The organism is Sulfitobacter sp. SK011, from assembly GCF_003352065.1.
Taxonomy (GTDB): domain Bacteria; phylum Pseudomonadota; class Alphaproteobacteria; order Rhodobacterales; family Rhodobacteraceae; genus Sulfitobacter.
Map to the genome: position 1 here is coordinate 3,137,690 of NZ_CP025803.1, position 13,015 is coordinate 3,150,704.

The 13,015-nt window shown below is 57.5% G+C and carries 11 protein-coding genes; 1 reads left to right on the top strand and 10 read right to left on the bottom strand.

The window, feature by feature from the left end; genetic code table 11:
• Window positions 1-19 precede the first annotated feature (19 nt).
• From hemN to C1J02_RS15480, 3 genes are all read right to left on the bottom strand, one after another.
• Entirely contained in the window at window positions 20-1,372 is a 1,353-nt protein-coding gene (gene hemN, locus C1J02_RS15470; RefSeq protein ID WP_114879384.1) for an oxygen-independent coproporphyrinogen III oxidase, read from the bottom strand.
• Between the two features lie 247 nt (window positions 1,373-1,619).
• Complete coding sequence (locus C1J02_RS15475) at window positions 1,620-2,021, bottom strand: hypothetical protein (RefSeq protein ID WP_114879385.1); 402 nt, start codon at window positions 2,019-2,021, stop codon at window positions 1,620-1,622.
• Between the two features lie 115 nt (window positions 2,022-2,136).
• Complete coding sequence (locus tag C1J02_RS15480; protein ID WP_114879386.1) at window positions 2,137-3,348, bottom strand: NnrS family protein; 1,212 nt, start codon at window positions 3,346-3,348, stop codon at window positions 2,137-2,139.
• Window positions 3,349-3,830: 482 nt separating this feature from the next.
• Between C1J02_RS15480 and C1J02_RS15485 the strand changes: the two genes are divergently transcribed.
• Window positions 3,831-4,091 carry a DUF6522 family protein gene (locus C1J02_RS15485; protein WP_114879387.1) on the top strand — a complete coding sequence of 87 codons (261 nt, stop codon included), beginning with the start codon at window positions 3,831-3,833 and terminating at the stop codon, window positions 4,089-4,091.
• A 15-nt stretch (window positions 4,092-4,106) separates the two neighbouring features.
• Here C1J02_RS15485 and C1J02_RS15490 read toward each other — a convergent pair whose 3' ends face one another.
• Genes C1J02_RS15490 through C1J02_RS15520 form a run of 7 tightly spaced genes read right to left on the bottom strand, consistent with a single transcriptional unit; the run spans window position 4,107 to window position 12,751 of the window.
• Window positions 4,107-5,015 (bottom strand): FAD:protein FMN transferase, encoded by a 909-nt coding sequence (locus tag C1J02_RS15490; RefSeq protein ID WP_114879388.1) that lies wholly within the window; start codon window positions 5,013-5,015, stop codon window positions 4,107-4,109.
• A 4-nt stretch (window positions 5,016-5,019) separates the two neighbouring features.
• Entirely contained in the window at window positions 5,020-5,586 is a 567-nt protein-coding gene (locus tag C1J02_RS15495) for a nitrous oxide reductase accessory protein NosL (RefSeq protein ID WP_114879389.1), read from the bottom strand.
• Entirely contained in the window at window positions 5,583-6,407 is an 825-nt protein-coding gene (locus tag C1J02_RS15500; RefSeq protein WP_114879390.1) for an ABC transporter permease, read from the bottom strand. Before C1J02_RS15500 ends, C1J02_RS15495 begins: the two co-directional genes overlap by 4 nt.
• Window positions 6,404-7,300 (bottom strand): ABC transporter ATP-binding protein, encoded by an 897-nt coding sequence (locus C1J02_RS15505; RefSeq protein ID WP_114879391.1) that lies wholly within the window; start codon window positions 7,298-7,300, stop codon window positions 6,404-6,406. The genes C1J02_RS15500 and C1J02_RS15505 overlap by 4 nt, the downstream gene beginning before the upstream one ends.
• A complete protein-coding gene (locus C1J02_RS15510; RefSeq protein WP_114879392.1) occupies window positions 7,266-8,597 on the bottom strand; it encodes a nitrous oxide reductase family maturation protein NosD in 1,332 nt (443 codons plus the stop codon). The genes C1J02_RS15505 and C1J02_RS15510 overlap by 35 nt, the downstream gene beginning before the upstream one ends.
• A 3-nt stretch (window positions 8,598-8,600) precedes the next feature.
• A complete protein-coding gene (gene nosZ / locus C1J02_RS15515; protein ID WP_114879393.1) occupies window positions 8,601-10,532 on the bottom strand; it encodes a TAT-dependent nitrous-oxide reductase in 1,932 nt (643 codons plus the stop codon).
• A gap of 11 nt (window positions 10,533-10,543) precedes the next feature.
• Window positions 10,544-12,751, bottom strand: coding sequence for a NosR/NirI family protein (locus tag C1J02_RS15520; protein WP_114879394.1), 2,208 nt, complete (start codon window positions 12,749-12,751; stop codon window positions 10,544-10,546).
• Window positions 12,752-13,015: the final 264 nt, after the last annotated feature.

A 13,015-nucleotide genomic window follows, 5' to 3' on the forward strand; every position in this document is an offset into this window, starting at 1 on the left:
AAGCACCATTGCGTTAGTCTTATACAGCTACGGAATGGCGCGCGCTGCTGGATTGAAGATAGGCATCAAAAGCTGCTGCCGCGATGCGCACCAGGGGGCGACCCTGCGGCGTCATCCGTATCTTGCCTTCGGACAGGATGAGCAAACCATCGGCTTCCATCTCTTGCAGCGTTTCGAATTCTGGAGCCCACCATCGCTCAGGTGCACCATACTGCCGACCTATTGCGGCTGCATCGACATGACAGTCGCACATCAGCCGCTCGATCACCTCGGCCCGCAATCGGTCGTCATTGGTCAGCGGCAGGCCCTTGGCAACAGGCAATGACCCCGCAGTCACAGCCCGTGCCCACGCACCCGTTTCCGCGAAATTTTGCACATATCCCGACGGTGTTCTGCCGATCGAGGTCGCCCCCATGCCGATCATCGTCTGAGCGCGATCCGTTGTGTAGCCCTGAAAATTGCGATGCAATTGTCCAGTGCGGGACGCCACCGAAAGTGCGTCGTTGGGTAAGGCAAAGTGATCCAGGCCAATGGCCACGTATCCTTCTGCCACCAGCGCTTGGCCGGCTGCACTGGCTTGGGCCGCACGGGCAGCGGAACCGGGAAGCGCGTCGGTCTCGATCATCCGCTGGTTCTTGGCCATCCAAGGTACATGAGCATACCCAAAGAGGGCCACGCGGTCCGGCCGCATGGCGGCACACAGCCGGACCGTCTTCACGATGCTTGCAACCGTCTGATGCGGCAGGCCGTAGATCAGATCAAAGTTGATACCCGACACCCCCGCAGCGCGCAATTGTTCGACAGACCTTTGAACCATGTCAGGAGGTTGCAAGCGGTTGATGGCGTTTTGCACCTGGATGTCGAATTCCTGCACACCAAAACTGGCCCGGTTAAAACCCAATGCACCGATGCGTTCTGCCATTTCAGCGGTAAGGGTTCGAGGGTCGCTTTCGATGGCAATCTCTGCATCCCGCGCAAAATCCCAGCGCGCGCGCACGTCCTCCATGAGGGATTGCAGGTCATCGGGGCTTAGCGCCGTCGGCGTCCCGCCGCCCCAATGAAGATGCGAGACAGTCATCCGTCCCGGTAAAGCGCGGGCGGTCAGATCTATTTCCTGCCGCAAGGTCTGCGCATATTCCCCCACCGGCCCATAGCGGGATGCCAGCTTCATGTTGCACCCGCAGTACCAACACATCTGGCGGCAGAACGGGACATGCAGGTAAAGGGACACCGGGTCGTCCCTGTCGAGTTTCGAAAGCCAGTCGCGATAGCGCGCTTCCGCAAAATCCTTTTGGAAATGGGGCGCTGTCGGATAACTGGTATAACGCGGTGCCGGGCGGCTGGCGTAGCGGGCAAACACAGTGTCCATCATTGGATCCTTTGGTTCAGCGAAAGCTAAATGCGCACGGCACGAGCAGCGCAGAAAAATCAGCGCGCCCAACCCGAGGGGCAGGCACCTTCGACCACCTGTCTATGTTTGGCGGGACCCGATTTCTTTGATTTAGCGCAAAGATTTTCAGTTCAGTTATTTTTCATTCACCGGCAAAAGACACTGCGTTGGATTAATCCGCGTCTATCCCCCACGCATCAAGAGGTATGTCAAAAGACATCCCAGGACATTAACGCGCCATGGGGAATTTCCGGACCGCGGCCGTCGCGACGATGATCCACACAATCAAGCGCAAGGTCATGGCACCGACGGTGCGCATTTCAAATGCGCCACCTTGCAAGATATGCAAACCGAGGAGCGCGAAAACCGCAGCTATTGCAAGCGCGATGTACACTGCCATCCGGGCTGCCCAGCGTCGGCCCATCGCAATGCCGATGCCCGCTAAAATGTAAAAGAAACCAGAGAGGAAATTGAACCAGAGCACAAACGGAACGGCATCCCCAGCCGCGTCACGCATTGCGGCACTTCCAAACAGCGCTTGACTGCCAGACAGAATGGTCAGGACGCCAAACACAACGGCGACACCTGCCGCTAGTTTTGATGCCCAACTGCCTGTCGAATGTTCAACCATTGCCTTCTTCCTTCTTCCTTCTTCCTTCTGGTGTTCTCCAGTCTTCTGTCGCGCGGCACGACGTCAGGGAACCAACCCGATTTAACAAATACAGAAACAACCGGTGTCTTGTCGCTTACCCTCCCCGCTGTTTGTCCGCCGGCAGGGTCAGCAACAAACGACCGTACACCAAAGAGAACCCACCAAAGGCCACGACCCAACCAAGCCCCGCAAGGGCGTGAAGCCAAGCCGCCTCTGACGGCCAAAGCCCCGCCCCTAGACGGGACAGGACCGCGATAAGCGCGGACACATATATGCCAACCGTTGCCGGCCCTGCTGTTAACGGCTGGCCGGTATGGCCAAGTGTGGCGCGGGTCATGACCGCCAATGTCATCATCGCGACGGCACCGGCCATCCACAGATGTTGCGCCGCTGCCGACCCAAAACTGCCGGGCCAAAGAATCTCTGCCCCAATTGCCAGCGCGCCCAGCGGCAGAAAACCATATCCGATGTGCAGCACCGCCACCAGTGGTTCTGATCCCGTCCGGTATCCCGCCCATCGTACCAGCCGGATGATATGCAGAGTCCCCGCCAATAAAAGAAAGGCTCCACTTACCGAATGGGTGGGGGCCAGAACCCAGGCAAAGAGTGCCGCCAAAAGCACCAATAGCGCTGCTTTGTCGAACCGTTGCATGGGCGGTGTGGGAAGACGACCGCTGCCTCGTCTGACCAGCCAATTGCGGGTGAATGACGGCACGATCCGCCCGCCAATCACGCCGATCATCATCACGCCGGCACCAAGGCCAATGCGCAGCCCATATCCCCCTGCGGGATCGGCCGACGCTGCCGCTTCCCAATGAAACAGCGCATTTCCGAGCGTGAAAACAGCCAGCATGCCCAGCACGATTAGGTTGCGCCAATTTTCTCCCGCAACAATCTCGCGCGCAATCACAAGTCCCACGGTCACAGGGAAAGCAAGATCCACGAACGCCACCCCCAAGGGCGACAGATTGGCCGAAACCGCCACGCCGATGCGACCTGCAACCCACAGCGCAAAGAGCGCCCCGAGCGGCCAGCCAATGATCGGCAATCGCCCGGTCCAGTTCGGCACCGCCGTCAAAAGGAAACCTGCAACAACAGCAGAGAGGTAGCCAAACAGGAACTCGTGGGCATGCCACGACACCGGGTCAAATGCCGTGGGTAAGCTCATCATTCCGAAAAGCATCAGCAACCAAAGCGCCATCGAAAGGGTTGCCCACACCGCGGCCCCAAAAAAGAACGGGCGAAAGCCAAAGGTAAAGATTGCCGGTCCGCGCCAGGCGCGCATCTGTGCGGATGTGCTGCTCATGATCCCCCCGATTGGAGTTCAACCCCAAAGGTGCAGGGGCGTGAAGCATAGCGGTCGTTTGGTTTTGGATCATTCATCGCCTTATCTCTGGCATTCAAATTGGGCAAAAGGTCGGTCGTTTCCCGGACAGATTATCTGATGCAGATGAGTCAGGAATTCACTGATTGACTCATAGATCACGGCTCATCTCACTCGGGCCTTTTGCGGAACTATTGACCATCGTCAGGCGGCAGCTTTTGGCCAATACTGTTGCGTTAATACGTAGACCTGTTAATAGGTATTGTAAATGCCTATTAAAATCACAGGAAGCAAAATGCGCCTCATCTCAGTCACCGAATGTGGTCTACGCTTACCGATCAAAATGACCCAGCCTGACCCGGACATCCGTAAAAATATGTGCTTGGCAAAAGCCAGTCTATCTGCCGTGTTCCCTCTGGGTTCCGCAAACGTTGGCATCGCCCCCAGTCTTTGGAAACCACCTCATGACCTCCGTAGAATTTGACGACAATGGCTTCGTGGTAGATGCGGAGATAGTTGCTCAGGCCTTCGGTATCGCACCCTCCGAGGTGCAGGGGCTTATGCGATCTCAGGCCATGACCTCCCGGTGCGAAAAAGGGGTTGATGAGGATGAGGGGCGCTGGCGGTTAACCTTCATTTACCAAAACCGTGCCTTTCGCATGACGGTGGACAACACCAACCGAATACTCAGTCGCGCAAAATTTGACGTGCCACGTCAGGCTTGAGCGCTTCAGCCGACCTCAGATAATTGCAATCGCTTCAAGTTTCACATCCTGAAATCGGGCAAGACAAAGATCAATCTCATCACGCGTTTGGAACAGGCAGGCCGCCGTCGACAGGGCATCCGCAAGCGCAGCGGAAGCTGCTGATACTGTGATCTCACGCCATTTTGCCCGCGATGGTCGGCCCGTGCGTGGGTCGAGGATATGACCGACAGACGCATCTTGATCAAAAGTTGTGCCAAGCGGCGCTGAGGTTGCAAGAGCCCGCGTGGCAAGCGGCACTTCACCACCAGCCGAAAGTTTGACAGGCCACGGACGGCCATCGGGATGCCCGCCAAGCGCACGAATTTCACCGGTATCAATCAGAATATTGGTCAATCCTTCGGCACCCAGCATCAGTGCTATGCGATCCGCGATGTAGCCTTGCGCGATCCCATTCAGGGTCAGCGCCATACCGGGTTGCAAGGCAACGGCATCGGCGCTGAATGTAACATGCTGCCAGCCGGTCAGCGCATGTGCTTTGCTCAACTCAGTGTCCGTTGGCACTGTGCCACGCGCAGATGCGTCAGCGAAACTGGCCCAAAGGGGCTGGACTGTCGGATCGAACCGACCGTCGGTTGCCTCATGAACAGCACCCGCTAGTGACAGACACTCCAGCAATTCAAATGGCGGCGCGTGAAGCACGCCAGCGTTGTTCAGCTTTGCCAAGGCGCTGTTGTTGCGGAAAAGGCTGAAAAAATCTTCCAACCGCGAGATTTCTGCAGCAACCCCCGCACTGATCTTTTTGGCATCAGGATGCGCCAGACGAAGCGTGGCCCGGGCACCAAGGGCCACACCCTGCCATGTGTAGACAGGTTGCGCGTGGCCTTGACCCGGCAAGGCAAAAGCGGCGGCACTGATCGCAAGGAAACGACGGCGGCTGGTCATGGTCTTACTCCCCAGGGGTGCGCGACAAGGCGCGCAAGCGATTGCTAAAATCTGCATCATCCGTGTCGCCATCCAAGGCCACGGGGGCCAGAACGGCGCTGTTCGGTATGTCGGCAAGGCGCATGACTTGCCCGCCATTGGCTTTGGCAAACCGATTGGCATTTTCAGGTGTTGAAAAAGGCACGATTTCAGGCGCACCCATGCCGCCCTTGGCACGGCCACCCACAACATAAAGCGCGTCTTCAGCAGCGATCCAGTTTGTCGGACCCGGCGCTTCCCAAGTGGCATCAGGTGCGCCCATGTCATTGACCCAGACCGCCAGAATATCATGACTTTGCTCAGGCATCCGCATATAGGCCACGACGTCGCGGACCTGACTGAAAAACAGCGGCGCGCCCGGCAATCCTGACAAATGCGCCTGTGCCTTTGGGCCATGATGTTCAAGCAGGTTCATCTGGCAAAAATGCCCAACCGTCTCTTCGGTCAGAGGCAGAGCTGCCGTGTCGTGCACCCCATCTTGCTTGCAGGCAGTCAGGACCAGCACGGCCGTGGCCAACAAAAGGTGTCTCATGGCTCGAACTTTCTAAAGGCAAGTGCGGCCAAGGCCAGCGCCAACAGCGGCCAAACCAACAAAGAGCAGAGCGATTGCCATTGCGGAATGACCGTTGCGGCCCCCCCAACGCCTGAAGCTGCGGATGTGGCTTGCGATGCGGTGAGGTTGAACAGCCGAAAGGCGTCTGCAGGATTGGCGAGCAGGGCCGCAGGGAAAATATGGGTCGTAAACGTGCCGCCGCTATCGGCGACAACCGCCGCCAGCAACCCCAGATCATAGAGCACCACCAACCCCAGCCACAGCCCGATTGCCAGACCCGCTGCTGCCGAGGCGCGCCGCGCCAAGGCCGAAAGCGCATACCCGATCCCCAGAAATGTTGCTCCAAGCAATATGGATGTCCATGTCAACCGCCACAAGGACCCCAGCCCTATGACTGCCGCGGGATCAGCCGCTATGGTGACGGCTGCCGCCGTGCCATAGCCTGCGACGATGGCAAATATCAGAATGACCGTATGCGCCAGCAACTTACCTGCAAGAACCTCCCAACGGGCAACAGGATAGGTCAGCAACAAGGGTAATGTGCCGCGCTCCACCTCGCCGGCAATGGCATCAAACGCCATCAAAAGCGCGACCAGCGGCACCAGATAGACTGACAAAGACGTCAGCGATGCCACTACGACCGACAGGCGGTCCGCCCCAAGCGCGCCGGTCGGGGCCGACCCCGCTGCCGACAACACCAGCGAAAAGACCACCATCAGCAGCACCGCAATCAGCACCCAACGGTTGCGACGGGCGATGTGACCCTCGGTGATGGCCGTGGCAAGGATGCGGGCGATCATTGTCCGTCCCTCCGGCTAAAATGTCCGTAAATGTCTTCCAGGCTCGGCGGGATGACGTCGAGGTCCGCAACCATGTTCTGCATCGCCGAAATGCGAGCGAGAGTGGCAAGCTTGTCGCTTTGTGCACACGTCAGATGCAGCGTATTTTCAACGCGGATCGCATGCGGCAAGGCTGCCATGATTTCCGTGTCATATCCATTGAGCGCGGTGATCTGCATGGAGATCGGCAGCGCCGCTTCCCGGCGCAATGCCTGCAAGGACCCCTCAGCCACCATTTTCCCGCCCGACAAGATGCACAATCGGTCGGTGCGCGCTTCAACTTCGGTCAAGGCATGGCTCGACAAAAGGATCGCGGCACCATCGGCGGCCAGATCATCCAGCAGATCATAGAAATCGCGCCGCGAGACGGGATCAAGGCCGCTGGTCGGCTCATCCAGAACCAACAGGGCCGGACGCCCGATCAAGGCCTGAGCCAGACCGACCCGCTGCCGCATGCCTTTCGAATAGGTTCCAATCCGGCGCTTGGCCGCAAAGCCAAGCCCGACGCGCGCCAGCAGGTCCATCGCCCCCTTGGGGTCCACCTTGCGCAGACGCATGTAGTACGTAATCTGCTCCAGCCCGGTCAAAGCGGAATGAAAGGCGGCGTTTTCCGGCAGATACGCCACCTGCAAACGCGCGCCGGGATTGCCCGGAACCGCACCGCAGACTGAAATGTCGCCGGTATTCGGTGCGATCAAGCCCAGTATGACCTTCATCAACGTGGATTTGCCGGCGCCGTTATGGCCCAGCAATGCCACACGTTCGCCCGGTGCCACGCAGAGCGAAACGTCAGACAGGGCTGTCACCCTGCCAAATGTCTTAGTGAGATGTGAGATCGTCAATGTCGAAGTCATCTAAATCACTTTCTTTCCGTCGGGCGACCGCCTCGGCCTCCATCGCGGTGTATTCGGGCGGGACTGTTACCATGGGGGCGGCCATCAAGGGTGCGCTGTCCACAACCCCCCCGGGCAGTGTGGCGGGAAAACTGGATTGCGCCCATCGAATGAGCTGCACAGCCGGGGCACCGGTCAGCAAGGCAGCGGCCGGTTGCGACCACAAGATATGATCCATCAGGTCGTTTGGACGAAAGGCGCTGTCTGCGATACCGTCACCGCCAAGGTCAAACCCAGGATGATCAGACCAATAGTTGCCCCTGCCCTCAAAACTCCATTCGATGTCACGGGTACCGACGTATTTGACCTGCGTCCGGTTTCCAACGAAAGCGTTTCCCGTCAGAATGTTACGTTCTGAACCAGCCGTGAAATGAATGCCTATGGCGCAGCCTTCAAACCGGTTATCATAGATCAAATTCTTGTGGGCGTTGTAGATGAACGTGCAGCGATCCGCGCCGCCGCGCACCAGATTGCCCGACACATCCGCGTTATTTGCATAGTTCAACATCACCCCGTGGCTGATGTCGGACAGGCTCAGGTTGTCTTTGATAACAACCTTGTTTGAGAACATGATCGCATACCCCAGATGATTGCCAATCGACACATTTCCCGAGATTTCGGAATCGTTCGTGTACATGTAATGCACGGCAAAGCGCAGATCGCGGAACAGGTTGTTGCGGTAGATACCCTTGCGGGAGGTGTTCGAGAATATCCCGTCACGACCCCAGCGGATCGTATTGCCTTCAATCAATGTGCCGGGGGCATTCCATACATAAATGCCGTTGCCGCGGTCGTTCATGCGAGGCGTCTGCGTCCCTTCGATCGTGTTGTTGCGTACCACTGCGTCCCGCCCGCCATGCACATCTATGCCATGCAGATTGCCCAACAGGCGATTGCCCTCAATCACTGCGCGATCTGCCTTTTTCAAGATCTTGATCCCGGCGTCCAGATTTTGGCTATCAAGCCCTGATCCGGTTATTGTCAGCTCCGCAATACGCACATCTGAGGCATCAATTGTGATCACCGTCCCCCGCCCCAAGCCATCAATGAAGGCGTCTTCGGGTCCGGTAATTGTCAGCGGCCTGTCAATCGTGACCGGGCCAGCAAACTGGCCCGCATCCAGAACCAGCACATCGCCGGGCGCTGCCCCGGCGATGGCATTGGCAAGCGTCCCCGCCCCCGGCAGCACGCGAACCTCTGCTGCCCAAACGGGCAGAGCGATCAGCAGTGACACCAGTAAGGTCAGGGAGCGCAGCATGGCTTAGCTCGGCTTTGGTTCGACAAACATCCGGCCGCGCATCTCCATATGGAGCGCGTGACAGAACCATTGACAATAGTACCAGAAAACCCCGGGCTGTGCCGCAACGAAGGTCACTGACGAAGTCGCCTGCGCCCCGATTTCCATCGCCACACCATGGTTGCCCATGGTGAAACCATGGGTCAGGTCGTCAATGTCATCAAGGTTGGTGACGATCACTGTCACCTCGTTGCCTTCCTGCACGGTAAAGCTTTCAATGGCGAAAGCCGGTGCCTGACTGGACATGTAGACGCGCACCTTGTTGCCGTCGCGGATCACTGTGTCCTGATAGTCATCCAGATCAATGCCGTCCGCTTCGGCCTGTGCCCGCGCATCAGCCCAAATCGGATCGTTGCGATCCCAGACCGACCTCGGGCTCAGTTTTGACGGGTCCACGATGATTGAATCGTGCGGCTCGGCAAAGGTCGGGCCGTCATGGATCAACGTCATCTCATCGCCATCAATGGTAAAGAGCTGTTCGTTCTCCGGCTTGAGCGGACCCACATTGAGAAAGCGGTCTTTCGAGAACTTATTCATCGTCAGATAGTACTTGTCCGTCGCTTCCAGCGTCTCGCCCATCACGGTCGAATTGTGACCGGGTTGGTAATGCACATCCTTTTTGGTGCGTATGGGGTCAACGTCCTCGCCGTTGTAAAGCTTGATCGCATCCTCAATGTTCCACTTCACAACCTGGCTGTCGAGGAACAGGGTGGTGTAAGCGCCGCCCTTGCCGTCAAAGCAGGTGTGGAGCGGTCCAAGACCCAGTTCCGGCTCTGCCACGATGACGCTGCGCGGTTCAGCCCCATCGTTGAAAACCGCATCCAGCTTGCGCACGTCAATCACTGAGACCGTCGGCGACAGCTTGCCCCCGATGCACAGGTGGATCTTGTCTGGTGCCATGTTACAGCCATGCGGGTTGTTCGGGATAGGAATGTAGCGGGTGTATTTGTTGTCCAGCCCTTTGCGCCCGTCCAACACTTTGACGCCGTTCAGCTCAATAAAGTCACCGGCCTCAATGCCTTTTTCAATCTCGGCAATGTTGAATACCACGACATGATCCATGTCGGCTTCTGTCATGTCGGCAAGGGTCATCCCCATTTCCGAATTATACGAAGTTGAGAACGCGTATTTGCCCTCATAGTCGCAATCGGTGTTATCAAGGTTGCCCGAAACCATGACTTGCCATGCCACCGTCATTTCGTCGGCGTTCACGGCGGTATAAAAGTTCACGTACTTTTCCGGCTCGTCCAAAACCGAGCCATCGTTGACCATTGGTGTTTCATCTTCACCGTTACAGAAGACATAGTTGGTGCGCGGCCATTTTTGCGGACGCAGCCCGTGGATGGCTTTGGCGTTCGGGATCTCGATGATCTTGTCACATTTCATCACATCACAGCGCACGCGGGCCACGCGGGTGTTGGCCTTGTCATTCATGAACAGATAGCGCCCGTCATAGGTGCCTTCGGTGAAAGACATATGGGGGTGGTGCAGATCACCATTTGGCGGGAACTCATGACCATTCGAGGCCAGATACTTTTTGGTCTTTTCGGTCAGACCCTCGGTCAGGATCTTCTTGGATTCATTGCTGATGCCCCACCCGGTTGCAGAACAGATGTTGAACACCGGGACCCGCATCAGTTCACGCATCGACGGGATGCCCAGAATGCGCATCTCGCCGCACTGGCCCGAGGACCAAAAGCCATAGTATTCGTCAAGCTGGCCCGGACCGACGTCAGCCGCGGCGCGCGCGCTGGTGGCAGTGCCCAGTGTCGCGGCACCAATGGCACCGCCCGCAAGAATGGCTCGTGTGCCGAATGCACCTGCAAGCGCGGTACCCCCGGCCGTGGCCCCTAGCAGACCGCGCCGTGTGATTGGCATTTTCTTATCATCAGACATAGCTCGTCCTTTCAGTTGGTGGGTTGTGAATTGGGTTGGTTTGGATGCCCCAGATTGGGGCGCACGACGTCCGGTGCTGCACCGACCTTTTCGCGGCGCTTCACTTTTTTGATGACGACGGGACAGATCGTTTTCGATTGGTAAAGCACCTGACAATGCAGGCAGTTCACACACTCGTTTGGATTAATCTCGCCCGTCGGATGGATCGCTTGGACAGGGCATTGGTTGGCGCAGGTCTGGCACGGGTTCCCGCACTCATGATAGCGCTTAAGCCAGTCGAACATCCGCAACCGCGCCGGAATGGCGAGTGCGGCACCCAGCGGGCAGAGATAACGGCAAAAGAACCGCTCGACAAACAAACCGGCAATCAGCAGGGCCGCGACATAGGCCACGAACGGCCATGCCCGCACAAAGTTCAGGATGATCGCCGTCTTGAACGGTTCAACCTCGGCCAGACGTTCGGCCTGTTCGATGCTGGCAAGAGAAACACCAAACAGACCAAGAAAGATCATGTATTTCAGCGGCCAGAGGCGTTCATGAAGCCCCCATGGCAGCGTCCATTGCGGAATGTGCAAGGCGCGCGCGACGCGATTTAGCAGCTCTTGCAAGGCACCGAACGGGCAAAGCCAGCCACAATAGGCACCCCGGCCCCAAAACAACAGCGCTGCCGCCACCGCAAACCATAAAATGAACGTCATTGGGTCAAGCAGAAACGCCTGCCAGCTAAATCCAGAGACCAGCGAGCCAAACAGCGCCATCAGGTTGACCACAGACAGTTGCGCGTTCGCATACCAGCCCAGATAGACCAGCGTCACCGTCAGGAATGCGATGCGGAACCAGAGAAACCCGCGTTCGTTACGGGTTGCGTAAGTCTGAAAAAAGAACACGCCAGTCAGCACGCTCAACATGATGCAAAGCACGACAATCTCGACCTGTTTGCTTTGCCAAATCCGCTTCCACAGCGCCTGATGTGCATCCGATTCTGTGAGCGATGTGACCTGGACCACCTCTGCAGGCACCTCGGCGGCTGGTGGGGGTGCCACAGACCGCAAGTATTTGTCCGGAAGTTGATAACCCAGATCAAAAGTCGTAAAGACTTTTTCAATCGCCCCCACCTCGCGTTGAACAAGAAGCTGAATGCGGAAAGGCTGTGTCGGATCAAAACCGCTGTCTGCGGGGATCTTGAACAGGTCCGCCTCGTGATAGACAGGTGCCCCTTCGGCGGCGATTGTGTTGATGCGTTTGTGCATCCGGTCCCGGAACCGCACGGAAACGTCATGCTGGATCAGCACAATCCGGTCGAAAATGCCGCCCCGCACATACCCCGACCCCTTGAAGGAATAGAGCCCGCGCCCAACGATTGCGATGGCATGGTCGCCCTCTTCCAGCCAGTCGTCCAGATTGCCGGCAACAGCTTCCCCCAACAGCGCCCGACCGATTGTCGGATGAGAAACAAGCGCGACTTGCATCTCAATAAAAGTTGTCTCAGGCGCTTCTTTGAGGGCACGTTTGCCTGCGCGCTGATCTTTCATGCCCGCAAAGGCGGCATTGACCTGCCCGACATCAAGCGACAGCCGGCGTAGGGTGCCGTCCCCTTCCAGCGCCATCCAGCTTGATGCGGCCTGGGCGTCCGGGTCGATTTCAAATTTTGGCTCAGTCCCCGTTTCCTCAACAGCCAGCCCGCCCAACCCAAGCTCTCGGGCAACCTTGAGACCCGCCCGAATGATGGAATCGTCGATCACCATGACCGTCACCGTCGCGCCTGAAATAATATCAAGCTGGTGAGCAGTGCCGCCTGATTGAGCCTCGGCAACAAGGTCGAGGCCACGGTAATTTGCGACCAGCGCCTTCATCTTCGATTCTGAAATGCCAATGAGAACAATCGGCTCAGAATGTTTGACCAGCTGCACCCCGATGACCTTTGCTTCATCATCCACGGCAACCATCGTATGGATCGGCTTTCCCGAATAGCCGGTGGTTGAGACAAAATCAGATGTAACAAATGCCCAGCCGATGCGGTCCCCACCCTTGAGAATCTGCACTGCCGGGACGTCAGCATGGAAGGGACCAAAGGCATCGGCCCCGTCGACCAATTCACCGGCCTGAACGTCAGACACCAATTTTGAGAGGACCGATTCAGCCGCAACAACTGGTTGCGCGCAAAGCATCACAGTTACCAAAAAGGCCAGCACGGTAAACAGGAAACGGAAATGCTTCATGCGCGGCCACCCTTGCGAGGGAGGTGTCCGGGGCAACTGATCAGAAAGTCACGGGGATTCTGGTTTGGTGCGATCAGATCATCGGCAGGCGCTGTCTTTGAAACACCGGTGGCGTTAATTTCCGTGGAAGCCGCTCCTCCCTTGCGTCCAGCAGTCGCCACCCCAGTTGGGACATGAAAAGCAAGGCCGAAAGCCATTAGCAGGGTGAGCAGAAAGGAACTGACGTTCTTCATGCTCATGCATCTAGCAACCGGCCAATTTAAG